Consider the following 22,608-nt stretch of genomic DNA (forward strand, 5'->3'; position numbering starts at 1 on the left):
GCCGATTAGAGCATGAGGCGCGGGAGAAAACAGTGATGAAGGCAAGGCTTCACGAGGAAGGAGCGGCCGACCCCGGCGGGATCGGCCAAAAAATTTACGGCAGCACCTTGGCCGACAGAATCACCACCGGTTTGGTCGGCACATTCTGGTATGGGCCGACGTTGCCGGTTGGCACCTGAGCAATCTTGTCCACCACGTCCATGCCTTTCACCACTTTGCCGAACACCGCGTAACCGAAGTCGCGCTGGCCGTGATCCAGGAAGGCGTTATCCGCCACGTTGAGGAAGAACTGGCTGGTGGCGCTGTCCTTGTCGGCGGTGCGCGCCATCGAGATGGTGCCGCGCAGGTTGCGCAAGCCGTTGTCGGCTTCGTTCTTGATTGGCGCCTTGGTGGATTTCTGCTGCATGTCAGCGGTGAAACCGCCGCCCTGGATCATGAAGCCCGGGATCACGCGGTGGAAAATGGTGTTGTTGTAGTACCCGCTGTTCACGTAATCGACGAAGTTCTGGGTAGAAACCGGTGCCTTCTTGCTGTCGAGCGCCAATTCGATATTCCCCGCCGAGGTCGTCAGCATGACGTGGGTCTCACCGGCGGCGAGTGCGGCTGGCGCCACTGCGGTCAGGGAACACAGCGCGACGAAGGTCACTAAAGTACGTTTGAACATTAACGGGTCCTTTCTCTGAGAGACAAACAACGGAAAAGCGCTTTGATTCTAAAGAGCTGTATCGGCAAGTGCCAGCCATTTACCTATATTTACCCAATTACGGGACATATCCTAGGCGGCCCTGAATTTTGCTGCGGAAAGTATGGGCGCAGAAGACTTTTTTGCCAACCGCATCACGCATTTTTTGCCCAGCGCCGCCCTGGGGCGGTTTTTGCGATCCACCTCTCAGTTTGCACACGTATTGTCGTTACTCTATATAAATGAGAGCGCTCTCATTTTAAAAAGAACGGATACTGAGGCATTCCACGACGGCGTCGCCGCGCAACCCCTGGAGAAATGACGTGAGTGAATTGATGACTGAAATCAGCCCCGAGTTTGAAAGCACCATCATGGAACTGCTGGTGTTCTCCGGCAGCGCGCGCAGCAATGCGCTGACGGCGTTGCGACAAGCGCGCGCCGGCGACTTCGCCGCCGCAGCCAAACACATGGCCGAATCCAAAGAGTGGGTGAAGAAGGCGCACCTGATCCAGACTGAGCTGATCGGTCTGGACGAAGGCTGTGGCAAGTTGGCGATCAACCTGATCACCGTGCATGCGCAGGATCATCTGATGAACGCCATGGTGATCCAGGATCTGGCCGAGGACATGATCGAGCTCTATCGCCGCCAGTCGCAGATGGAGGGCCGCCCATGAACGCGCTCAAAATCGCCGTGATCGGCGGCGGCAGCAGCTATACCCCCGAGCTGGTCGATGGGCTGATCCAACGCATCGAGGAACTGCCGGTCACCGAACTGGCGTTGGTGGACGTCGAACCGGGCCGGCAAAAAGTGGAAATCATCGCCGCCCTGACCCGCCGCATGCTGGCGCGCCACGGGCTGGAGCAGGTGAAGGTCAGCGTGCACTTCGCGCTGGACGAGGCGATTCGCGGCGCCGCTTTCGTGCTGACCCAGTTCCGCGTCGGGCAACTGCCGGCGCGCGCCGCCGACGAACGGCTGGGCCTGAAATACCAGCTGCTCGGTCAGGAGACCACCGGCGTCGGCGGCTTCGCCAAAGCGCTGCGCACCATCCCGGTGATGCTGGATATTGCCCGCCGGGTGGAAAAACTGGCGCCGGACGCCTGGATCATCAACTTCACCAACCCGGCCGGCATCGTCACCGAGGCGGTATCCCGCTTCACCAAGGCGAAGATCATCGGCCTGTGCAACGTACCGATCAGCATGCACCACATGATCGCCAACATGCTGCAGGCGCCCTACGCCGATGTGCAGCTGCGATTCGCCGGTCTGAACCACATGGTCTGGGTGCATCAGGTCACGCAGCAGGGACGCGACGTCACCGCCAAGGTGATCGACATGCTGTGCGACGGCGCGGCGCTGACCATGAACAACATCAAGGAAGAGCCCTGGCAGCCGGACTTCCTGCGCGCGCTCGGCGCCATCCCCTGCCCGTATCATCGCTATTTTTACCAGACCCGCGAGATGCTGGCGGAAGAGATGGCCGCCGCCGGCGAGCGCGGCACCCGCGCGGAACAGGTGATGCAGGTGGAAAAAGAGCTGTTCGAGCTGTATGCCGATCCGCAGCTGAACACGAAACCGGAGCAGCTCAGCTTCCGCGGCGGTTCTTTCTATTCCGAAGTTGCGCTGGAGCTGATTCGTGCTATCCATAATAATCTCGGCACGCAATTAGTGGTCAACACCGCAAACCGCGGCGCAATCCATGGCCTGCCGGACGATGCTGTGATAGAAATCAACTGTATCGTCGATGCCCAGGGCGCGCATCCGCTGACTTTCGGCCCGCTGCCGGAACCGATGCAGGCGCTGACGCAGCAGGTAAAAGCCTACGAACGCCTGACCATCGAAGCTGCGGTGCACGGCGATCGCCGCAGCGGGTTGCTGGCGCTGATCGCTAATCCGCTGGTGGGCAACGCCAATCTGGCGCAGCCGCTGCTGGACGAAGTGTTGGCGATCAACGCGCCGTATTTGCCGCAGTTCAGGTAAGCGCTTAAGCGCAGCCAGACAAGGGTTCGGCGCGCCGAACCCCTTTTTTTAGCCGTAATCAGGAGTTGGACGATGGTGACACTGGAAGATGTCGCGGCGTTGGCGGGCGTATCGCGCGCCACCGTATCGCGCGTGGTGAACGGCGACAGCAACGTCAAGGCGCCGACCCGCGAGAAGGTTGAACGCGCCGTCGCCCAGCTCGGTTACACCCCCAATCCGGCGGCCCGCGCGCTCGCCTCCAGTCACAGCAATACCCTCGGGCTGGTCACCACCTCGTATCGCGGCGGTTTCTTCGGCGCGCTGATGGACTTCGTACAGACCGAGGCCGAATCCCACGGCAAGCAGCTGCTGGTGACCCAGGGCCGCAACAGCGCCGAAAACGAATGGCAGGCGGTGCAGCGGTTATTTAGCCTGCGCTGCGACGGCGTGATCCTGCACGTGCGCTTTCTCAGCGACGACAGGCTGCGTCAGCTGGCGGCGGAGCAACGTCATTTCGTGTTGCTCGATCGCCTGGTGCCTGGGCTGGAGGCCCGCTGCGTCACCTTCGATCACCCGCTCGCCAGCCGCATGGCGACGCAACAGCTGCTCGATGCCGGGCACCGGCGCATCGCCTGCATCAGCGGCCCGCGCGAGCGCCCGTCGAGCCGCCTGCGGCTGCAGGGGTTTGAGGAAGCCATGCAGGCGGCGAACATCGAACCGTTGGCCTGCCTGGAAGGTGTCTACGATCTGGAAAGCGGTTATCGCTGTGCCGATCGGCTGCTGCGGCAAGACGCGCGGCCCAGCGCCATCTACTGCTGCAACGAAGAGATGGCGATCGGCGCCCTGCTGGCGATCAACGAGCATCGTTTGCGGGTGCCGCAAGATATCTCGTTGATCTGCTACGACAGCGGCGAACGCGCGCCTTTCGTGCGCCCGGCGCTGAGCAGCGTACATTTTCCCATCAGCGAGATGGCGCAATACGCTGCGCGGCTGTTGATCGATCCCGCCACTCCGGCGCGCCGTTTTGAGCCGGCGATTATCAACCGCGATTCTATTGTGACTGCGCGCAAATAGATCACAACAACAGGCATCAGCCTTTCATAAATTGCATCAAAAAATCGACAGCCATCACAAAAAATCCCGTTGTCTGTGCTAGGATCCGCCCCCTGGCGGCCTGATCGGGACTTTTCTGCTTTGCCGGGAAAAGCCAGCGGCCTTATGCCAGCGTTAAAACCTCTAACAGACATATTCAGGCCTATACAATGAATGACAGTAACCGCATACGGCTTACCTGGATCAGCTTCTTTTCATACGCGCTGACCGGTGCTTTAGTGATCGTCACAGGGATGGTGATGGGAAACATTGCAGAGTACTTTAATCTGCCGGTTTCCAGCATGAGTAACACCTTTACTTTCCTCAACGCCGGCATTTTGATTTCGATCTTCCTCAATGCCTGGCTGATGGAAATCATCCCGCTGAAGCGTCAGCTGATCTTCGGCTTTGTCCTGATGGTGCTGGCGGTCGCAGGCCTGATGCTCGGTAAGAGCCTGACCATGTTCTCGCTGTGCATGTTTATCCTCGGCGTGGTTAGCGGTATCACCATGTCGATCGGCACCTTCCTGATCACCCACATGTATGCCGGCCGCCAGCGCGGCTCGCGCCTGCTGTTCACCGACTCCTTCTTCAGCATGGCCGGTATGATCTTCCCGATCGTCGCCGCGATGCTGCTGGCCCGCCATATCGGCTGGTACTGGGTTTATGCCTGCATCGGCCTGCTGTACGTGGCGATCTTCGTGCTGACCCTGTGCTCCGAATTCCCGGTGCTGGGCAAGAAAGGCGCCGACGCCGGTCAGCCGGTCGAGAAAGAAAAGTGGGGTATCGGCGTGCTGTTCCTGTCGATCGCCGCGCTGTGCTACATCCTCGGCCAGTTGGGCTTCATTCAGTGGGTGCCTGAGTACGCCACCAAGTCCTTCAACATGGACATCGGCCAGGCCGGTAAGCTGGTGAGCGACTTCTGGACCTCTTACATGGTCGGCATGTGGGTGTTCAGCTTCATCCTGCGCTTCTTCGATCTGCAGCGCATCGTCACCGTGTTGGCCGCACTGGCTACCGGCGCGATGTACCTGTTCGTCAGCACCGACAATCCGGAGCACCTGGGCTACTACATCATGGCTCTGGGCTTCGTTTCCAGCGCCATCTACACCACGCTGATCACCCTCGGCTCGCTGCAGACCAAGGTCTCCTCACCGAAGCTGGTCAACTTTATCCTGACCTGCGGCACCATCGGTACCATGCTGACCTTCGTGGTCACCGGCCCGATCGTCGCGAAAGGTGGCGCGCACGCGGCGCTGACCACCGCCAACGGCCTGTACCTGGCGGTGTTCGTGATGTGTCTGCTGCTGGGCTTCGTGACCAAGCACCGCAGCCACGGTCATGTGACGCACTAACGTCTTCGCATCAGATGCACCCAGGGCGCCCGCAAGGCGCCCTTTTTTATGTACATTTTTCACACTTGATTATACATTGTTTATACATGAACAATGGAGAGGGATTGCTCATGAAAGTCTCTATCAAAAAATGGGGCAACAGCGCGGGAATGCTGGTGCCCTCAGCGCTAATGAACGAGCTGGAACTACAGGTAGGTCAGGAAATGGACATGCAGGTTATCGATGGAGCGTTGGTCATTAAGCCGGTTAAGAAACGCTATTCACTGCAGCAATTGCTCGATGGCTGCGACGGTGAAGCGCCGGCCGCCGCAGACGACAGCTGGGAACACATGCCGCCGGCGGGGAAAGAAGTATGGTGAAGCGCCCCGTTTTTCAGCGCGGAGATCTTATCCGGGTCAGCCTGAATCCCGTGGTTGGCCGTGAGCAACAAGGCGACTTTCGTCCGGCACTGGTGCTGTCTCCCCGCGAGTTCAATGCGCTGGGCATGGTATTGGTCGCCCCCATTTCCCAAGGGGCGAATTTTGCCCGTACAGCGGGTTTCACCGTCAGCCTGAGCGGCAGTGGCACCGCAACGCAGGGCGTCATCTTGATCAATCAGGTTCGCATGATGGATCTGGCCGGGCGCAGCGCGCAATTCGTCGAGCATGCCCCCGGCGAAGTCATCGCCGATGCACTGGCGCGGCTTCAGGCGATCATCGACTAACGCCGAAAATCCACCGTCTCATCCTGCTGCAGATGCAGCGTAGTTTCCGCCGGCCGCGTCTCGGCGATCACCGCCCCCTGGCGGATCGAATAACGCACCGGCGTCTGGCGGCGCACCGCATCGAAGCCGCTTTCCGCCGGCAAGATCACCAGGTTGGCGCTGTTGCCGGCCGCCAGACCGTAGTCGTTCAGGTTAAGGGTGCGCGCACTGTGGCTGGTGATCAGCTTCAACCCGTCGTCGATCTGGCCATAACCCATCAGCTGACACACGTGCAGCCCCATATGCAGCACCTGCAGCATGTTGGCAGTGCCGAGCGGATACCAGGGATCGAACACGTCGTCGTGGCCAAAGCAGACGTTGATCTCCGCCTCCAGCATCTCCTTCACCCGCGTCACGCCGCGCCGTTTCGGGTAGCTGTCGAAACGCCCCTGCAGATGAATATTCACCAGCGGGTTGGCGACGAAGTTGATGCCGGACATTTTCAGCAGGCGGAATAGCCGCGAGGCGTAAGCGCCGTTGTAAGAGTGCATCGCCGTGGTGTGGCTGGCGGTGACTTTCGCCCCCATCTCCAGCTTCAGCGCCAGCGCCGCCACGGTCTCGACGAAGCGCGATTGCTCGTCGTCGATCTCATCGCAGTGCACGTCCACCAGCCGATCGTATTTTTGCGCCAGCGCGAACGCCTTGTGCAGCGACTCCACGCCGTACTCGCGGGTGAATTCGAAATGCGGAATGGCGCCCACCACGTCGGCCCCCAACCGCAGCGCTTCTTCCAGCAGCGCTTCGCCGTTGGGATAAGAGAGGATCCCCTCCTGCGGGAAGGCGACGATCTGCAGCGTCACCCAGGGCTCCACCTCCCGTTTCACCTCCAGCATGGCGCGCAGCGCGGTCAGCGTGGGATCGGAGACGTCGACGTGGGTGCGCACATACTGCACGCCGTTGGCAATCTGCCACTTGAGGGTTTGCCAGGCGCGCTGCTTGACGTCTTCATGGGTCAACAGCGCTTTGCGTTCGGCCCAGCGCTCGATGCCTTCGAACAGCGTGCCGGACTGGTTCCAGGCCGGCTGGCCGGCGGTTTGCGTGGTATCCAGGTGAATATGCGGTTCGACGAACGCCGGCAGCGCCAGCCCGCCCTGCGCATCCAGCACGTCGCTGCGCCACTCCTGCCCTTCCGGCTGCGGCACCAGATGCGCAATGCGCCCCTGCTCAATCGCCAGTTGCCACAATCCTTCATGCCCGCTTAAACGCAGGTTGTCGATAAACTTCAATGGACGTTTCGCCACCCTTCACCTCTGCCGTTGCGCTGGTTTTCTTCATCATACTGGCAGCGGATCGCGCTGACAAAGTCGCCGTTTCGCTCCTACCTCCTGCGGCTACCCCCTGCGGGGTAATTGGCATGCAAACTGACTCGCTTCAGCTAAAGGTGAATAAAATCCGCAACTTATCAAAAATCGTGAAAAATCATCCATATACCACGTTAGAGGTATATAAGAGTGTGATTGATTTGCATCAATAAATTGCCCATCGGGAGAGATAAGGTAAGCCTAGGAAACCAGAATTTTGAGGCAATAATGAGCAGAGTCAAACTTGCCGTCGTCGGCAATGGCATGGTCGGCCACCGGTTCATCGAAGATCTGTTGGATAAAGCAGACAAAGACCAGTTCGAAATCACCGTATTTTGCGAAGAGCCGCGCATCGCTTACGATCGCGTGCATCTCTCTTCCTACTTCTCGCACCACACCGCCGAAGAGCTGTCGCTGGTGCGCGAAGGCTTTTACGAAAAACACGGCGTGAAGGTGCTGATCGGCGAGCGCGCCATCACCATCAATCGCGACGAGAAGGTCATCCACTCCAACACCGGCCGCACCGTCTATTACGACAAGCTGATCATGGCCACCGGCTCTTACCCGTGGATCCCGCCGATTAAAGGCTCAGATAGCCAGGACTGCTTCGTTTACCGCACCATCGAAGACCTGAATGCCATCGAAGCCTGCGCGCGCCGCAGCAAACGCGGCGCGGTGGTCGGCGGCGGGCTGCTGGGGCTGGAGGCCGCCGGCGCGCTGAAAAGCCTGGGGGTGGAAACGCACGTGATCGAGTTCGCTCCGGTGCTGATGGCCGAACAGCTCGACCCGATGGGCGGCGACCAGCTGCGCCGCAAGATCGAACGCATGGGCGTCAAGGTGCACACCGGCAAGAATACCCAGGAGATCGTCAACGGCGGCGGCACGGCGCGTAAAACCCTGCATTTCGCCGACGGCAGCCTGCTGGAAGTGGATTTCATCGTGTTCTCCACCGGCATCCGCGCCCAGGACAAGCTGGCGCGCCAGTGCGGGCTGGAGATCGGCCGCCGCGGCGGCATCGCCATCAACGACAGCTGCCAGACGTCGGATCCGAACGTCTACGCCATCGGTGAGTGCGCCGCCTGGCGCGATCGCACCTTCGGCCTGGTGGCGCCGGGTTACAAAATGGCGCAAGTGGCCGCCGATCACCTGCTGGGCCGCGAAAACGGCTTCCAGGGCGCCGACATGAGCGCCAAGCTGAAGCTGCTGGGCGTGGACGTCGGCGGCATCGGCGATGCCCATGGCCGCACCGAAGGCGCCCGCAGCTACGTCTATCTGGATGAAAACAAAGAAGTCTACAAACGGCTCATCGTCAGCGCCGACAGCAAAACCCTGCTCGGCGCGGTGCTGGTGGGCGACACCAGCGACTACGGCAACCTGCTGCAGATGGCGCTGAACGGCATCGAACTGCCGGAGAACCCGGACGGCCTGATCCTGCCGGCTCATGCGGGCAGCAAACCGGCCATCGGCGTGGATTCGCTGCCGGAAAGCGCGCAGATCTGCTCCTGCTTCGACGTCAGCAAAGACGACATCATTCAGGCGGTCAACAAAGGTTGCCACACCGTGGCGGCGCTGAAAGCCGAAACCAAGGCCGGCACCGGCTGCGGCGGCTGCATCCCGCTGCTCACCCAGGTGCTGAACGCCGAGCTGAGCAAGCAAGGCATCGAGGTCAACCACCACCTGTGCGAACACTTCGCCTATTCACGCCAGGAGCTGTTCCACCTGATCCGCGTCGAAGGCATCAAATCGTTCGAGGCGTTGCTGGCCAAATACGGCAAAGGCTACGGCTGCGAAGTCTGTAAGCCGACCGTCGGCTCGCTGTTGGCCTCGTGCTGGAACGAATACGTTCTCAAGCCGCAGCATACGCCGCTGCAGGATACCAACGACAACTTCCTCGGCAATATCCAGAAAGACGGCACCTATTCGGTAATCCCGCGCTCCGCCGGCGGCGAAATCACCCCGGACGGCCTGCTGGCCATCGGCCAAATCGCCAAGGAGTACAACCTCTACACCAAAATGACCGGCTCGCAGCGCATCGGCATGTTCGGCGCGCAGAAAGACGACCTGCCTGCCATCTGGAGCAAGCTGCTCGCCGCCGGCTTTGAAACCGGCCACGCATACGCCAAGGCGCTGCGCATGGCGAAAACCTGCGTCGGCAGCACCTGGTGCCGCTACGGCGTCGGCGACAGCGTCGGCTTCGGCGTCACGCTGGAGCACCGTTACAAAGGCATCCGCACCCCGCACAAAATGAAGTTCGGCGTCTCGGGCTGCACCCGTGAATGCGCCGAAGCGCAGGGCAAGGACGTCGGCATCATCGCCACCGAGAACGGCTGGAACCTGTATGTCTGCGGCAACGGCGGCATGAAACCGCGCCACGCCGACCTGCTGGCTGCCGACCTCGATCGCGAGACCCTGGTGCGTTACCTCGACCGCTTCATGATGTTCTATATCCGCACCGCCGATAAGCTGCAGCGCACCTCGGTGTGGTTGGAAAGCCTGGAAGGCGGCATCGATTACCTGCGCAAGGTGATCGTCGACGACAAGCTCGGCATCAACGATCAATTGGAAGCGGAGATCGCCCGCCTGCGCGACGCAGTGATCTGCGAGTGGAAAGAGACCGTCGAGCATCCGGAAACGCAGCTGCGCTTCGCCCACTTCATCAACAGCCCGCTGCGCGATCCGAACGTGCAGGTGGTGGCCGAACGCGACCAGCACCGCCCGGCGCGCCCGGACGAGCGTATCCCCGTCACCCTGATCGATACCGAGGAGAGCCACGCATGAGCCAGTGGATTACCGTTTGTCCCGTCGCCGACATCCTGCCAGGCACCGGCGTGTGCGCCCTGATCGGCGATCGGCAGGTGGCGGTGTTCCGCCCCTATGCCGACGAACAGGTGTTCGCCATCAGCAATATCGACCCGTTCGCCCAGGCCAGCGTGCTGTCGCGCGGGCTGATCGCCGAACATCAAGGCGAGTTGTGGGTCGCCAGCCCGCTGAAGAAGCAGCATTTCCGCCTGTACGACGGCCACTGCCTGGAAGATGACAGCCGTTCCGTCGCCAGCTTCGCCAGCCGGGTGGTCGACGGCATCGTGCAAGTCGCGGCATAACCTTTCGGGAGGCCACATGTTTACCGACACCCTCAACAAATGTGCCGTCAACGCGGCGCGCATCGTCCGCCTGGCGAAGGAGAGCCCGCTCGGTTTCTGGATCAGCTCGGCGATGGCCGGCGCCTACGTCGGCCTCGGCATCATCCTGATCTTCACCCTCGGCAATCTGGTCGATCCAGGCGTGCGGCCGCTGGTGATGGGCGCCACCTTCGGCATCGCGCTGACGCTGGTGATCATCGCCGGTTCCGAGCTGTTCACCGGCCATACGATGTTCCTGACGCTCGGCGTCAAGGCCGGCACCATCCGCCAGAGCCAGATGTGGGCGGTGCTGCCGCAAACCTGGCTCGGCAACCTGCTCGGCTCGGTGCTGGTGGCGCTGATGTATTACTACGGCGGCGGCAGCCTGCTGCCGGTGGATACCAGCCTGGTGCACAGCGCCGCGCTGGCGAAAACCACCGCGCCGGCCGAAGTGCTGTTCTTCAAGGGCGTACTGTGCAACTGGCTGGTTTGCCTGGCGATTTGGATGGCGATCCGCGTTGAAGGCGCCGCCAGGTTCATCGCCATCTGGTGGTGCCTGCTGGCCTTCATCGCCTCGGGTTATGAGCACTCCGTCGCCAATATGACGCTGTTCGCCCTCTCCTGGTTCGGCAACCACAGCGAGGCCTATACCCTCGCCGGTATCGGCCACAACCTGCTGTGGGTGACGCTGGGCAATATCCTGTCCGGCTCGGTGCTGATGGGCCTGGGTTATTGGTACGCCACACCGCGTGCCGAACGCCCGCAGGCGGCGAAAGCCGCCGCACGTCAGACCGCCTGAGTTTTCGGGGGCGCCTTTCGCCCCCGCACTGATTATCCCGAGGAGTGCCGATGGACTACCTGCCGATTTTCTGCCAACTGCAACATAAAGCCTGCCTGCTGGTCGGCGGCGGCGAGATAGCCGAACGCAAAGCGCGCCTGCTGCTGGACGCCGGCGCGGCGCTGACCGTCAACGCCCTGGAGTTCACCCCGCAGTTCCGCCAATGGGCGGAAGAAGGCCTGGTGACGCTGACCGAAGGCGAATTCAACCCAAGCCTGTTGGCGGAAAAATGGCTGGTGATCGCCGCCACCGATCGGCTGGAAGTCAACGCGCTGGTGTACCAATGCGCCAACCAGCAGCGGGTATTCTGCAACGTGGTCGATGACCCGAAACGCGCCAGCTTTATCATGCCGTCGATCATCGATCGTTCGCCGATCATGGTGGCGGTATCCTCCGGTGGCAAAGCGCCGGTATTAGCACGGCTGCTGCGCGAGAAGCTGGAGGCGATGTTGCCGCAGCACCTCGGAAAACTGGCCCAGTTAGGCGGTTCGCTGCGGCAGCGGGTAAAACGACGCTTCAGCAGCCTCGGCGCGCGTCGTCGCTTTTGGGAACGGTTGTTCGCCCACGATCGGCTAGCGCAGTCGCTGGCCAACGACGACGCCGCGCTGGCTGAACGCCAGCTCGAGCAGCTGTTCAGCGAACAGCCGGAAGATCGCGGTGAAGTGGTACTGGTGGGCGCCGGGCCAGGCGATGCCGGCTTGCTGACGCTGAAAGGGCTACAGCAGATCCAGCAGGCCGACGTGGTGGTTTATGACCGGCTGGTCTCTGAAGATATCATGACGCTGGTGCGCCGCGACGCCGAGCGCATCTTCGTCGGCAAACGCGCCGGCCACCACTGCGTGCCGCAGGAGCAGATCAACCAAATCTTGCTGCAGCAGGCGTTGCAAGGCAAACGCGTGGTGCGTCTGAAAGGGGGCGATCCCTTTATCTTCGGCCGTGGCGGCGAAGAGCTGGAGACGCTAGCGGACGCCAACGTGCCATTCTCGGTGGTGCCAGGCATTACCGCCGCCTCTGGCTGTTCCGCCTACAGCGGCATCCCGCTCACCCACCGCGACCACGCGCAGAGCGTGCGCCTGGTGACCGGCCACGCCAAAGCCGACGGTGGATTGGACTGGGCGACGCTGGCTGCCGGGCAACAGACGCTGGTGTTTTATATGGGGCTATCGCAAGCGGCGGAGATCCAACGCCAGCTGATCGCTAACGGCCTGCCGGCCGCCACGCCGGTGGCGCTGGTGGAAAACGGTACCTCCTGCCGTCAGCGAGTGATCGAAGGCGAGCTCGGCCAACTGGGCGCCTTGGCCCTGCAGGCCGCCAGTCCCAGCCTGATCATCGTCGGCAGCGTGGTCAGCCTGCGCGGCAAGCTCAATTGGTTCGCCAGCGAGGCAGCGCCCGCCAGTCTGGCGCAAATGGCGTGATAGCGACGTAAAAAAAGCGGCCTAGGCCGCTTTTTTTATTTGTGCCGGCGTTACGCCTGCGGCGGTACGAAACCGACGGCCTGATAGACCTTCGCCAGGGTTTCCTGCGCCCGCGCACGCGCTTTGGCCGCGCCATCGCGCATCACCTGCTGCAGGTAGGCTTCATCGTTGCGGAAGCGATAGTAACGCTCCTGCAGCTCGCCCAACATGCCGGAGACGGCGTCCGCCACCGCGCCTTTCAGATGGCCGTACATTTGGCCCTCGAACTCGGCTTCCAGCTGTGCGATGCTCTTGCCGCTCACGCCGGCGAGGATATCCAGCAGGTTGGAGACACCCGCCTTGTTGGCCACGTCGTAACGCACGACAGGCGGCTCTTCCGAGTCGGTCATTGCGCGTTTGATCTTCTTGCTCACCGCTTTCGGATCTTCCAACAGACCGATCACGTTGTTGCGGTTGTCGTCCGACTTGGACATCTTCTTGGTCGGTTCCTGCAGCGACATTACGCGCGCACCGGATTTAGGGATAAACGGCTCCGGCACTTTGAACACGTCGCCGTACAGCGCGTTGAAACGCTGGCCCACGTCGCGGCTCAGCTCCAGGTGCTGTTTCTGGTCTTCGCCCACCGGCACCTGATTGGTTTGATACAGCAGGATGTCCGCCGCCATCAGCACCGGATAGCTGAACAACCCGGCGTTGATGTTCTCCGCATAGCGTGCGGATTTGTCCTTGAACTGCGTCATGCGGCTCAGCTCGCCGAAATAGGTGTAGCAGTTCAGCACCCAGCTCAGCTGCGTGTGCTCAGGCACGTGCGACTGCACGAAGATGGTGCTTTTTTCCGGATCGATGCCGCAGGCCAGGTACAGCGCCAGCGTATCCAGCGTGGCCTTGCGCAACTTCTCGGCGTCCTGGCGCACGGTGATGGCATGCAGATCGACGATGCAATAGATGCAGTCGTAGTCGTCCTGCATCTGAACCCACTGACGCAGCGCACCCATGTAGTTGCCGATGGTCAGTTCGCCGGACGGCTGCGCGCCGCTAAATACGATGGGCTTACTCATGTTTAAATTTCCTGATTCTCTAAAGATGACAGCCCAAGAGCGGGCAACAAATCGGCGAAGCGCTCCAACACCCGATCGGGGTGGCTCAGGGCGATCGATTCGCCGTAGTTATAACCGTAGGTGAAACCGACACTCGGGCAACCGGCGCCCTGTGCGGCTTGAATATCGTTGCGTGAGTCGCCGACGAACAGCAGTTCATGCGCGCGCAGGCCAAGCTTGCCGAGCACCAGGTACAACGGCGCAGGATGCGGTTTCTTTTCCGTCACGTCGTCGCCGCCGATCACCAGCGAGAAATAGTCGCCAATGCCCAACGACGCCAGCAGCGGCGCCACGAACGGCGTCGGCTTATTGGTCACCAACGCCATCGGGTAACCGTGCGCCGCCAGTCGGGCCAGCGTCTCTTGCACCTGCGGGAACAGGCGGCTGCCACTGTCGACGGTCTGCGCATAGAAATGGTCGAAGCGTTCACGCAGCCGGCCGCATTGCTCCGGCGTGCCTTCCGCTTCCGCCCAGCGCAGCGCGCGCTGCACCAGCACGTCGGCGCCGTTGCCGATCCAGGTGCCGACCCGCTCCTCACCCGCTTGCGGCAGGTTCATCTCTTCCAGCGCCATATCGATGGCGGCCGCCAGGCCCGGCGCACTGTCGACCAGCGTGCCGTCCAGATCGAAGGCCAGTGCGCGGATCGCGCCGAAATCAGCCATGGGAAACCTTCGCCAGCTCGCTGCGCATCTCGTCGATCACCTTGCGGTAGTCCGGCTGGCCAAAGATGGCGGAACCGGCGACAAACATATCGGCGCCCGCGGCGGCGATTTCGGCGATGTTGTCCACTTTAACCCCGCCGTCGACTTCCAGACGGATATCGCGGCCGCTGTCGTCGATCAGCTTGCGCACCTGGCGCAGCTTGTCGAGGGTACCGTGAATGAACGACTGGCCGCCGAAGCCCGGGTTGACCGACATCAGTAGGATCACGTCGATTTTATCCATCACGTAATCGAGATAGCTCAGCGGCGTGGCCGGATTGAACACCAGGCCGGCTTTGCAACCGTGCTCTTTGATCAGCTGGATGGTGCGATCGACATGTTCGGACGCTTCGGGGTGGAAAGAGATATAGGATGCGCCGGCCTTGGCGAAATCAGGCACGATGCGATCCACCGGCTTGACCATCAGGTGCACGTCAATCGGCGCGGTAATGCCGTAGTTACGCAGCGCTTCGCACACCATCGGACCGATGGTCAGATTGGGCACGTAGTGGTTGTCCATCACGTCGAAGTGCACCACGTCGCCGCCAGCGGCCAGCACGTTAGCGGTATCTTCACCTAACCGGGCAAAATCTGCCGACAGAATGGACGGGGCAATCAAAAACTTTTTCATCCGCTTCTCCAAACGTAGGGTCGAGTTGTTATACGCCGGGGAGCCCCCGGCTTAGCGATACAGCGCCAAAAGCTCGTTCACTTTGCTGCGGCCGAGAATATTGCGGCTGATCGTGCGGCGCGCTTTCACCACATACAGCGCAGCATGCTGATACCAGTCGCGCGTCAGCTCGGTATCGTGATTGGAGATCAATACCGGCACCTGGCTCTCTACCGAGAGCTGGTGCGCCAGATGCGCCAGGCTCTGCTGATCGGCGATGCTGAAGCTGTTGGTGTGGTAAGCGGTGAAATTCGCCGTCGCCGACAGCGGCGCGTAAGGCGGATCACAATACACCACGGCGCCGGCCACGGCCTTCGCCATGGTATCGCGGTAATGCTCGCAGACAAAAGTGGCATTGCGCGATTTTTCGGCAAACCAGTAGAGCTCTTCTTCCGGGAAGTACGGTTTCTTGTAGCGGCCAAACGGCACGTTGAACTCGCCGCGCAGGTTATAGCGGCACAGGCCGTTATAGCAGTGACGGTTCAGATACAGGAACAGCAGCGCCCGGCGGTAAGGCTCGGTGCTAGTATTGAACTCTTCTCGCAGCAGGTAAAACTGATCCGAGTTATTGAATTCATCGGCGAAAAGCGTGCGGGCATCGCGCACGAAGTCATCCGTGCGCAGCTTAACGATGTTATACAGGTTGATAAGATCGCTATTGATGTCGGCGAGAATGTAGGCGTCGTAATCCGTATTCAGAAAGACGGATCCCGCACCCACGAAGGGCTCGATTAAGCAGTCTCCCGCCGGCAGATGGCGACGAATCTCATCTACCAGCGGGTATTTTCCACCAGCCCATTTTAAAAAAGCGCGGTTTTTCTTCATGCCGTCAATTAGCTACTTATACAATTCAGAGCGGCGGATTGTACTCTGTTTCAGACAGCACATCAGCGCACAAATTTAAATGATTTATTTTTTAAGATCTTGCTGCACTTGGTGTACAGGTCGGACCCATGGTTTTTTCGCCTGCACATCCGCCGGCAACGAAGCGATGGCGCGCTTCGCTTCCGCAGAAGACGCGTAGTTGCCGCTCACCAGCACGTACCACGGCTTACCGTCGCGCTTGGTGGCGTACACCAGGTAATTCTGCAGCTTCTGTTGCTTGGCGTAGGCGTTCAGCGTATCGGAGCGCGAAGCGCTGCTCAGCTGCAAGGTATAGTGGCTGCCCGGCGCAGACTGCAGAGAACTGCCGCTGCTGCTGACCGCCTCCGCTTTCGCGGTGGAAGACGGCTTGGCCGGCGGCGTATACACCGTAGTCGGTGATTTATGCTGCGTAGCGTTCGGTTTAGTCACGGCGGTTTTCGCCGGCGTTTTATGCTGCTGCGCGGTGCCCTGCACAGGACGTGTCGCTTCGCGCGCCGCGGCGCCGCTCATCACCGTCGCCGGTGCGGTCGGCAACGTCGACGCTGCGCCGGTCATGCCCTGGGTCGCGGCATCCACCTGCCCCTGCTGCTGCGACAGCGCATCCGCCATGTTGCCCGGCAAGTCGACGCGCTGCTGCGCACCGCCCTGCTGAGGCTGAGTTTGCGCTTCGGTCGGCGTGCCAGAGATCGGCGGAACGCTGACGTTCTGCGGTTGCTGCGGCTGAGTCGCGCTTACGCCGCTGTTGTCGTGGGTATCTGTCGTGCCGCCCGGCACGCCGTTATTGGCGGTGGTCAGCGACGAAGAACCGGACAGGTTGATATCGCGGGCAGCGCCGTTTTGCGCGCCGCTCTCCTGAGCCGCCTCATGTTTGGTCGGCGCCTTCAGGGCGGAACCGATGCCGATAATCAGCAGCAGCAACACCAAAATGCCGATGCCAATCATCAAATGCTGGCGCGAAACGGCGAAGCGCGGCGCAGCGGCCGGCTTGCGCGAACGCGTAGGACGACGATCGCTGCTATCAGGTCTGAGATCGTCTTCCGGTTTAAACTCGTCCATCTGAAACCCTCCAACTAGAGGCAAAAGCCCACCACCGTAGACCTACCGTGGCACGGGCAGATTAACCCGATGATGGCAAAGCGACACCCGTCGTGCTCTGCTCACTGTATTAATATAGATGCAAATGGCGGCTAAGCCACTGTTACTTAGTCCGATTTAATTACGCTTCTGCTCAGGCAGGCAGGCGGCGATCGACGCCAACACCAGCTCATACCCTATGCCGCCGCGCACTTCCGCCGCGCCGATCGCGGTCGGCAGCACCAGACGCAGTTCACCCGCCAGCACTTTCTTGTCGCGCAGCATGTGCGGCAGATAGGATGCCGGCGTCATTTCCTGCGGCCCGCAGACCGGCAAGCCGGCGCGCAACAGCAGCGCTTTGACGCGTTCGATGTCTTCAACGGAGAACTGGCCGAGACGATATGCGGTTTCCGCCGCCATCACCATGCCCGCAGCCACCGCTTCGCCGTGCAGCCATACGCCGTAGCCCATTTCGGCTTCGATGGCGTGGCCGTAAGTATGGCCCAGATTCAGCAAGGCGCGCAGACCGCTTTCGCGTTCGTCGGCGGCCACGACCTCAGCCTTCAGTTCGCAGCAGCGGCGAATACAGTAGGCCAACGCCTGCATATCCAGCGCCATCAGCGCATCGATATTGTTTTCCAACCAGACGAAGAATTCGCGATCGAGGATGATCCCGTATTTGATGACTTCAGCCAGGCCGGAAGAGAGTTCACGCGCCGGCAATGTCTTCAGGCAATCCAGATCAACCACCACCGAAGCGGGTTGATAGAAAGCGCCGATCATGTTTTTGCCGAGCGGGTGGTTGACGGCGGTCTTGCCGCCCACGGAAGAGTCCACCTGCGACAACAGCGTGGTGGGAACCTGAATAAAGCGCACGCCGCGTTGATAGCACGCGGCGGCAAAGCCGGTCAGATCGCCGACAACGCCGCCACCAAGCGCGATCAACGTGGTGTCGCGCCCGTGCGGTTTTTCGAGCAGCGCCGAAAACACCTGCTCCAACACCGCCAGAGATTTGTACTGTTCACCATCGGGAAGGATCACCTGATCCACCACGACGCCGCCCTGCTCCAGCACCTGCCGGACACGCTCCAGATAGAGCGGCGCCAGGGTCTGGTTGGTGACCAACATCGCTTGCTCACCCGCCTTTAACGGCATAAAAGAAGCCGGATCGTTAAACAATCCGGCGGCGATGGTAATCGGGTAGCTGCGCTCCCCAAGCGTTACAGTAATTCTCTCCATGTCGCGCTCAGTTCTCTGTATGGTGCGGCGGTGGTTGCTCCCCGCAGCGGCGGGGAACACAAATCAGTTTTCCGCATTAGCCGACGGCGAACGCGAAAATCGGCAATCAGTTGCTTTCCAGCATGTTGATGATCTGGTTGGCAACCACTTTAGCGCTCTGATCGTCGGTGCGGATGGTGACATCAGCAATCTCTTCATACAACGGATTGCGCTCTTTCGCCAACGCTTCCAACACCTCGCGCGGCGGAGAGTCGACCTGCAGCAGCGGGCGTTTTTTATCACGCTGGGTGCGAGCCAGCTGCTTCTCGATCGTGGTTTCCAAATAGACCACCACGCCGCGCGCGGACAGACGGTTGCGCGTTTCGCGCGACTTCACCGAACCGCCGCCGGTCGCCAACACAATCCCTTGTTTTTCCGTCAGTTCATTAATGACTTTTTCTTCACGATCGCGGAAACCTTCTTCCCCTTCCACGTCGAATACCCAGCCCACGTCAGCTCCGGTACGTCGCTCAATTTCTTGATCGGAGTCGAAGAACTCCATATTGAGTTGCTGAGCTAACTGACGGCCAATAGTGCTTTTGCCGGCACCCATAGGCCCAACCAGAAAGATATTGCGTTTCTCTGCCATGTTTTTCGGTATTACTAAGACAATTCGTTAATGTTAACCCGCCCCGCCAATCAAATCAGCGGCGGGACCTAAACTGAAACCTCATGAGCGATAGTGCGAGATCAGACGAAAAATTATCTCAACACTCTTGGTAGTTTGGCAACCGAATAAATCGCAATCCACGCCGCGGGAGGGAAACCATATGTTTTTAACGGCGTCTTGGCGCTAACAAAAAACCTCGGTGCTCAATTCGGTAACCCTTGTAAGCTAAATCGGCCGCAGCGTCAAACGCAGATCCCCCCAAGGGGATAAAAAAGTGTATCTGCTCATCAACTTTAGGAGATTTGCCGTCCGGCCGACAGGCAGCCGCTTATCCCTTAATCAACGTCGGCGTAATGAAGATCACCAGCTCGCGTTTTTTCTGCTGTGCGCCACTCTGCCGGAACAAGCCCCCCAGCAGCGGCGCGTCTCCCAACCCCGGCACCTTGTCCGCCGTATTGCCTTGATGCCGTTGAAAAATGCCGCCGAGCACCAGGGTTTCGCCGTTTTTCACCGTGATCTGCGTCTTAATCTCCTGTTTATCGATGGTCAGCGCTTCGCCCGCCCCCCGGCTGATGGCGCGCCCCGGCATATTTTGGCTGATGTGCAGCGTCAGCGTGATGCGCCCGTCCGGCAACACCTTCGGCGTCACCTCCATGCCCAGCACCGCCTCTTTGAACTCGATCGCGGTCGCGCCGCTGGCGCCGCTTGAGACTTCGTAAGGGATCTCCGTGCCCTGTTTGATGCTGGCGGTTTGCAGGTGCGCCGTCAGCAGGCGCGGGCTGGCGATGATCTCCACCTGATTCTCCTGCTCCAGCGCCGTCAACTCGAGACTCAGCAAGCGCCCGCTGATGCGCGCCAGGTGGAAACCGGCGTTCACCGCGCTGCGCTCCAGCGGCAGGTTGACGCCGAGATTGCCCGGCCGCAGCGGCTGTGCCGGCCTGTCGTCGGGTGCCAATCCCCAGCGCACGCCAAGTTCACGCAGGCTTTCGCTGTTGATGGTCACGATATGCGCCGCCAGCTGCACCTGCGCCAGCGGCGCGTCCATTTCCGTTACGCGCTTTTTCAACTGTGCCAACATCGGCGTGGTGTCACGCAACAGCAGCGTATTGGTGCGCTTATCCGCCAGCACGCTGCCACGCTCGCTAAGCAAGGCGCCGCGTTGGGCGTTGAGGCTTTCGGCAATCTCCGCCGCATCGCCGTTTTGCAACGTCAGCGTCAGGCTGTGCAGCGGTTGCCTTTGCGCCAGCGCCTCTCGCTGCTGTTTTTTTTGCTGCTCGTCCGGCTCCGGGGAGACAAGCATCACGTTGCCCTCACGCGTCATCGCCAGTTTGCCCATGCGCAAGGTCAGCGTCAGTGCCTGCGGCCAGGGCACATTCTCCAGCCGCAGCGTCAGGTTGCCGCTCACACCGGGCGCGGCGATCAGGTTCATCTGCCGATAATCCGCCAGCGCCTGCAGGATGACCGTGACCGGCGCGTCTTGAAACTCCAGCGAAATAACCTGTTTATCCTGCGCCTGCGCGGCGCCGAGCATCAGAGACCACAGCGCCATACCCAGTCCAGCGCGTCCTTTCATGATTTGCCATCCTTGTTGTCCATCGTCAGCGATACGTCGCCGTGATCTGCCGGGCAATCCGGTTCGGCCGCCAGCGCCGTTAACGTCAGGCTGCGCGCCTGCACCTGCGTTACCTGCCAGCGTTCGGCGAGCACCCGCTGCTGCGGCCGCAGGCGCAGCCATTGACCCGCCGGCGTCACCACCCAGCCATAGCGCTGCGTTGGTTGCCCGATGACGCCCTTCAGCCGCCAACCTGCCGGCGATGCCGCCTGGACACAAGCAGGCGGCGAAGGCGGCGCAAACGGATCGCGCGATTCCGCGCATAAGGCCCACGGCCATAGCAGCCACCACCCAAGGCCGAGTCTTCTACTCATGCTCATCGCCTCGCTCCTCGGAGACATCCTGCAGCACCAACCGCGCCGTCATGCCCTGCGGCGGGGTCTCCACGCGCAGTTGTACAAGGCGCAAATTGGCCGGTAGCGCCTCCAGCAACGTCAGTAAACCGGCGTAGTCAATGCGCAAGCTCAGCGTTTGCCGCAGCGGTTTTTCCTGCTGCTGCCAGCGCAGCAAGTCGCCCCCTGCCCGTTGCAGCGCGCTCGCCAGATCGCCGGTTGGGAATGGAGGAACTGGCGCTGCGGGGATAACGGCCTGCGGCGCCTCGTCCAGCTGGCTCCGCACCATGGCAATCTGTTGCAGCAAGCGTTGTTGCCGCTCCGTCGCGCTTTCCCGCTGGCGCCATTCGTCTTGCAGCATCCAGCCGCCGCCCAACAGCGCCAACGTGCCGATGCCCAGCCATTGCGCGGCCAGCAACTGCCAACCCGACAGGCTCAGCCAGAAGCGCAGCCCGGATGACAAACGGTTATCCATCACGCCCCCCATGGCGCCGCCAGATGAAAGGAGAACAGGCCGTCTTCGCGCTGCACCACCTCCGCCAAACGCAGCCGCGGCAGCGCGGGCATCTCCGCCAATCGCCGTTCGAACTGCGAGATGGCCGCAGGAGAACCGCTCAGCCCATGCAGCCGCAGGCCGTTCGCCGCATCGCTGTCCAACGTCGTGAGCCACAGCGGAGGGGGAACGCAGGAGGACAAATGTTGCAGCAGCTGTAAATAACGCCGGTTATGTTGGGCATTGTTCGCCTGCCGTTCAGCGAGGGCGCGGTGCCGTGCCTGCTGAGCCCGCTCTTGTTGCTGTTGACGGGCGAGCAGCGTCAATGCCGCCAGCTCTTCATCCAACGTCGCCAGTCGCTCTTGCCGCTGCGCCTGTTGATGGCGCTGCTGGCTTACGACGAGGAGTCCCGCCAACAGCAGCACCGTAACCTGCAACAGCAACACGCACAGCCAGAAATAACCGCGCCGTCGGTCACGGCGTTGCCGCCAGGGCAGAAAGTTGACCTGATACATCAGCGGTCCTCCTCGCGCAGCGCCAGACCGCCGGCCAACGCGAACGCCGGGGGATGCGCAGGCAACGGCGGACGCAGCTGCGTGAAGGCGCTGAGCGGTGACCAGGAAAGACAGCCGGCGGGCAGAGATCCCGCCAGCACGCCGCCGGCATAGATCGGCCGATCGTCGCCTGGCGGCGACTGGGATTGCAGCGCCCGCAACGCCTGCGCGCCATCGTCGCCCGGCGCCAGGCCAAAGGCGAACGCGCCGTCGGCCGGCGCCACCCACAGCCATTCTCGTTCGAGACGGTGCATCAGCCCCGCAGCGATCGGCACGCCCGCCGCCGTCGCCATCATTCGCAGCGCGCAGGGCGTGATATCGACCGCTTGCGGATGCAGACCAGCCTGGCGCAGACAATGCAGCCACTGCTGCAGCTCCTGCCGCCGCGCGGCGGTCAACAACAACGCCGCCTCATCCGCCGGCGCGGCGCGATAATCGAGCGCCAGCGTCTGGCCATCGAGCGGAAACTGTTTTAAACCGTGGCCGCAGATATAGTCGCTGCGCTCCGGCTCGCGCAGTCGCGCGTCCGGCTGCGCCATGCGCTGCTGCAACACTCGCTGCGCCGGCAGGGCAATGCGTAAGGAAATATGTCGCGGCAGTTGAACGCGCCATTGCCGCAGCGCCCGGGTAAGGAATTCTGAAGGTGCCAGGCAGCCGTCGCGTAAAACCGCCTGCGGCAGCGCCTGTTGCCACCAGTGACGCAACTGCCAGCCATTGCGGCGACGCTGAACCGCCATCGCCCGCACGCAGTCGATTTGTATATCCAGCCCCACCTGCCATGCTTGAGGGAACATGTTTCGCAAGCCTCCATAACATCAGATG

24 protein-coding genes are annotated in these 22,608 nt (G+C 61.3%); 10 read left to right on the forward strand and 14 right to left on the reverse strand.

Annotation, left to right across the window (positions count from 1 at the left end):
* Nucleotides 1-94: 94 nt before the first annotated feature.
* Entirely contained in the window at nt 95-664 is a 570-nt protein-coding gene (gene ppiA, locus GKN89_RS22955) for a peptidylprolyl isomerase A (RefSeq protein WP_019456145.1), read from the reverse strand.
* A gap of 353 nt (nt 665-1,017) precedes the next feature.
* Here ppiA and GKN89_RS22960 point away from each other — a divergent pair, with 353 nt between their 5' ends.
* The 6 genes from GKN89_RS22960 to GKN89_RS22985 all read left to right on the forward strand — a co-directional run bounded on the left by GKN89_RS22960 (nt 1,018) and on the right by GKN89_RS22985 (nt 5,789).
* On the forward strand, nt 1,018-1,356 hold the full coding sequence (locus tag GKN89_RS22960; protein WP_019456147.1) for a PTS lactose/cellobiose transporter subunit IIA: 339 nt from the start codon (nt 1,018-1,020) through the stop codon (nt 1,354-1,356).
* Entirely contained in the window at nt 1,353-2,660 is a 1,308-nt protein-coding gene (locus GKN89_RS22965; protein ID WP_019456148.1) for a 6-phospho-beta-glucosidase, read from the forward strand. The genes GKN89_RS22960 and GKN89_RS22965 overlap by 4 nt, the downstream gene beginning before the upstream one ends.
* A gap of 72 nt (nt 2,661-2,732) precedes the next feature.
* A complete protein-coding gene (locus tag GKN89_RS22970; RefSeq protein ID WP_019456149.1) occupies nt 2,733-3,713 on the forward strand; it encodes a LacI family DNA-binding transcriptional regulator in 981 nt (326 codons plus the stop codon).
* A gap of 188 nt (nt 3,714-3,901) precedes the next feature.
* On the forward strand, nt 3,902-5,086 hold the full coding sequence (tsgA, locus tag GKN89_RS22975) for an MFS transporter TsgA (protein ID WP_004930336.1): 1,185 nt from the start codon (nt 3,902-3,904) through the stop codon (nt 5,084-5,086).
* Nucleotides 5,087-5,196: 110 nt separating this feature from the next.
* Nucleotides 5,197-5,445, forward strand: coding sequence for an AbrB/MazE/SpoVT family DNA-binding domain-containing protein (locus GKN89_RS22980; protein ID WP_025159908.1), 249 nt, complete (start codon nt 5,197-5,199; stop codon nt 5,443-5,445).
* The gene (locus GKN89_RS22985) at nt 5,439-5,789 is read left to right on the forward strand and encodes a type II toxin-antitoxin system ChpB family toxin (RefSeq protein ID WP_019456151.1); all 351 of its coding nucleotides are present in this window, start codon (nt 5,439-5,441) and stop codon (nt 5,787-5,789) included. The genes GKN89_RS22980 and GKN89_RS22985 overlap by 7 nt, the downstream gene beginning before the upstream one ends.
* Here GKN89_RS22985 and GKN89_RS22990 read toward each other — a convergent pair.
* Nucleotides 5,786-7,054, reverse strand: a complete 1,269-nt coding sequence (locus GKN89_RS22990; RefSeq protein ID WP_154747845.1) for a cytosine deaminase — start codon at nt 7,052-7,054, stop codon at nt 5,786-5,788. The two genes, GKN89_RS22985 and GKN89_RS22990, sit on opposite strands and share 4 nt — an antisense overlap.
* A gap of 303 nt (nt 7,055-7,357) precedes the next feature.
* Here GKN89_RS22990 and nirB point away from each other — a divergent pair, with 303 nt between their 5' ends.
* From nirB to cysG, 4 genes are read left to right on the forward strand one after another with little or no spacing between them, the layout of a single operon-like run.
* Nucleotides 7,358-9,907, forward strand: coding sequence for a nitrite reductase large subunit NirB (nirB, locus tag GKN89_RS22995; RefSeq protein ID WP_154747833.1), 2,550 nt, complete (start codon nt 7,358-7,360; stop codon nt 9,905-9,907).
* Nucleotides 9,904-10,230: a nitrite reductase small subunit NirD gene (gene nirD, locus GKN89_RS23000; protein ID WP_019456155.1), complete on the forward strand. Its 327-nt coding sequence runs from the start codon at nt 9,904-9,906 to the stop codon at nt 10,228-10,230. The genes nirB and nirD overlap by 4 nt, the downstream gene beginning before the upstream one ends.
* Nucleotides 10,231-10,246: 16 nt before the next feature.
* On the forward strand, nt 10,247-11,047 hold the full coding sequence (gene nirC, locus GKN89_RS23005) for a nitrite transporter NirC (RefSeq protein ID WP_154747834.1): 801 nt from the start codon (nt 10,247-10,249) through the stop codon (nt 11,045-11,047).
* Nucleotides 11,048-11,097: 50 nt separating this feature from the next.
* Nucleotides 11,098-12,501 carry a siroheme synthase CysG gene (gene cysG / locus GKN89_RS23010; protein WP_019456157.1) on the forward strand — a complete coding sequence of 468 codons (1,404 nt, stop codon included), beginning with the start codon at nt 11,098-11,100 and terminating at the stop codon, nt 12,499-12,501.
* Between the two features lie 50 nt (nt 12,502-12,551).
* Here the strand turns inward: cysG and trpS are convergent, their stop codons facing one another.
* The 12 genes from trpS to pilM all read right to left on the reverse strand — a co-directional run bounded on the left by trpS (nt 12,552) and on the right by pilM (nt 22,580).
* The gene (gene trpS, locus GKN89_RS23015) at nt 12,552-13,559 is read right to left on the reverse strand and encodes a tryptophan--tRNA ligase (RefSeq protein WP_063918397.1); all 1,008 of its coding nucleotides are present in this window, start codon (nt 13,557-13,559) and stop codon (nt 12,552-12,554) included.
* Between the two features lie 2 nt (nt 13,560-13,561).
* Complete coding sequence (locus tag GKN89_RS23020; RefSeq protein WP_019456159.1) at nt 13,562-14,260, reverse strand: phosphoglycolate phosphatase; 699 nt, start codon at nt 14,258-14,260, stop codon at nt 13,562-13,564.
* On the reverse strand, nt 14,253-14,930 hold the full coding sequence (rpe, locus tag GKN89_RS23025) for a ribulose-phosphate 3-epimerase (protein WP_019456160.1): 678 nt from the start codon (nt 14,928-14,930) through the stop codon (nt 14,253-14,255). The genes GKN89_RS23020 and rpe overlap by 8 nt, the downstream gene beginning before the upstream one ends.
* A gap of 51 nt (nt 14,931-14,981) precedes the next feature.
* A complete protein-coding gene (gene dam / locus GKN89_RS23030; RefSeq protein WP_004930319.1) occupies nt 14,982-15,794 on the reverse strand; it encodes an adenine-specific DNA-methyltransferase in 813 nt (270 codons plus the stop codon).
* Nucleotides 15,795-15,878: 84 nt separating this feature from the next.
* Nucleotides 15,879-16,889, reverse strand: a complete 1,011-nt coding sequence (locus GKN89_RS23035; RefSeq protein ID WP_154747835.1) for an SPOR domain-containing protein — start codon at nt 16,887-16,889, stop codon at nt 15,879-15,881.
* 156 nt (nt 16,890-17,045) lie between these two features.
* Complete coding sequence (gene aroB, locus GKN89_RS23040) at nt 17,046-18,146, reverse strand: 3-dehydroquinate synthase (RefSeq protein WP_154747836.1); 1,101 nt, start codon at nt 18,144-18,146, stop codon at nt 17,046-17,048.
* Between the two features lie 106 nt (nt 18,147-18,252).
* A complete protein-coding gene (gene aroK / locus GKN89_RS23045) occupies nt 18,253-18,774 on the reverse strand; it encodes a shikimate kinase AroK (RefSeq protein ID WP_004391482.1) in 522 nt (173 codons plus the stop codon).
* A 349-nt stretch (nt 18,775-19,123) separates the two neighbouring features.
* Complete coding sequence (gene hofQ, locus GKN89_RS23050) at nt 19,124-20,368, reverse strand: DNA uptake porin HofQ (protein ID WP_154747837.1); 1,245 nt, start codon at nt 20,366-20,368, stop codon at nt 19,124-19,126.
* Nucleotides 20,365-20,721, reverse strand: coding sequence for a HofP DNA utilization family protein (locus GKN89_RS23055; protein WP_154747838.1), 357 nt, complete (start codon nt 20,719-20,721; stop codon nt 20,365-20,367). Before GKN89_RS23055 ends, hofQ begins: the two co-directional genes overlap by 4 nt.
* Nucleotides 20,714-21,214: a hypothetical protein gene (locus GKN89_RS23060; RefSeq protein ID WP_154747839.1), complete on the reverse strand. Its 501-nt coding sequence runs from the start codon at nt 21,212-21,214 to the stop codon at nt 20,714-20,716. Before GKN89_RS23060 ends, GKN89_RS23055 begins: the two co-directional genes overlap by 8 nt.
* Entirely contained in the window at nt 21,214-21,747 is a 534-nt protein-coding gene (locus GKN89_RS23065) for a PilN domain-containing protein (RefSeq protein ID WP_154747840.1), read from the reverse strand. The genes GKN89_RS23060 and GKN89_RS23065 overlap by 1 nt, the downstream gene beginning before the upstream one ends.
* Nucleotides 21,747-22,580, reverse strand: a complete 834-nt coding sequence (gene pilM / locus GKN89_RS23070) for a type IV pilus biogenesis protein PilM (protein WP_154747841.1) — start codon at nt 22,578-22,580, stop codon at nt 21,747-21,749. The genes GKN89_RS23065 and pilM overlap by 1 nt, the downstream gene beginning before the upstream one ends.
* Nucleotides 22,581-22,608: the final 28 nt, after the last annotated feature.

Origin of the sequence: Serratia sp. YC16, from assembly GCF_009707615.1 — a bacterium.
GTDB classification, from domain to species: Bacteria; Pseudomonadota; Gammaproteobacteria; order Enterobacterales; family Enterobacteriaceae; genus Serratia; species Serratia surfactantfaciens.

Coding starts and splice junctions, on each gene's coding strand:
- ppiA (WP_019456145.1), bottom strand. CDS start 664: ATGTTCAAACGTACTTTAGTGACCTTCGTCGCGCTGTGTTCCCTGACC.
- GKN89_RS22960 (WP_019456147.1), top strand. CDS start 1,018: ATGACTGAAATCAGCCCCGAGTTTGAAAGCACCATCATGGAACTGCTG.
- GKN89_RS22965 (WP_019456148.1), top strand. CDS start 1,353: ATGAACGCGCTCAAAATCGCCGTGATCGGCGGCGGCAGCAGCTATACC.
- GKN89_RS22970 (WP_019456149.1), top strand. CDS start 2,733: ATGGTGACACTGGAAGATGTCGCGGCGTTGGCGGGCGTATCGCGCGCC.
- tsgA (WP_004930336.1), top strand. CDS start 3,902: ATGAATGACAGTAACCGCATACGGCTTACCTGGATCAGCTTCTTTTCA.
- GKN89_RS22980 (WP_025159908.1), top strand. CDS start 5,197: ATGAAAGTCTCTATCAAAAAATGGGGCAACAGCGCGGGAATGCTGGTG.
- GKN89_RS22985 (WP_019456151.1), top strand. CDS start 5,439: ATGGTGAAGCGCCCCGTTTTTCAGCGCGGAGATCTTATCCGGGTCAGC.
- nirB (WP_154747833.1), top strand. CDS start 7,358: ATGAGCAGAGTCAAACTTGCCGTCGTCGGCAATGGCATGGTCGGCCAC.
- nirD (WP_019456155.1), top strand. CDS start 9,904: ATGAGCCAGTGGATTACCGTTTGTCCCGTCGCCGACATCCTGCCAGGC.
- nirC (WP_154747834.1), top strand. CDS start 10,247: ATGTTTACCGACACCCTCAACAAATGTGCCGTCAACGCGGCGCGCATC.
- cysG (WP_019456157.1), top strand. CDS start 11,098: ATGGACTACCTGCCGATTTTCTGCCAACTGCAACATAAAGCCTGCCTG.
- trpS (WP_063918397.1), bottom strand. CDS start 13,559: ATGAGTAAGCCCATCGTATTTAGCGGCGCGCAGCCGTCCGGCGAACTG.
- GKN89_RS23020 (WP_019456159.1), bottom strand. CDS start 14,260: ATGGCTGATTTCGGCGCGATCCGCGCACTGGCCTTCGATCTGGACGGC.
- rpe (WP_019456160.1), bottom strand. CDS start 14,930: ATGAAAAAGTTTTTGATTGCCCCGTCCATTCTGTCGGCAGATTTTGCC.
- dam (WP_004930319.1), bottom strand. CDS start 15,794: ATGAAGAAAAACCGCGCTTTTTTAAAATGGGCTGGTGGAAAATACCCG.
- GKN89_RS23035 (WP_154747835.1), bottom strand. CDS start 16,889: ATGGACGAGTTTAAACCGGAAGACGATCTCAGACCTGATAGCAGCGAT.
- aroB (WP_154747836.1), bottom strand. CDS start 18,146: ATGGAGAGAATTACTGTAACGCTTGGGGAGCGCAGCTACCCGATTACC.
- aroK (WP_004391482.1), bottom strand. CDS start 18,774: ATGGCAGAGAAACGCAATATCTTTCTGGTTGGGCCTATGGGTGCCGGC.
- hofQ (WP_154747837.1), bottom strand. CDS start 20,368: ATGAAAGGACGCGCTGGACTGGGTATGGCGCTGTGGTCTCTGATGCTC.
- GKN89_RS23055 (WP_154747838.1), bottom strand. CDS start 20,721: ATGAGTAGAAGACTCGGCCTTGGGTGGTGGCTGCTATGGCCGTGGGCC.
- GKN89_RS23060 (WP_154747839.1), bottom strand. CDS start 21,214: ATGGATAACCGTTTGTCATCCGGGCTGCGCTTCTGGCTGAGCCTGTCG.
- GKN89_RS23065 (WP_154747840.1), bottom strand. CDS start 21,747: ATGTATCAGGTCAACTTTCTGCCCTGGCGGCAACGCCGTGACCGACGG.
- pilM (WP_154747841.1), bottom strand. CDS start 22,580: ATGTTCCCTCAAGCATGGCAGGTGGGGCTGGATATACAAATCGACTGC.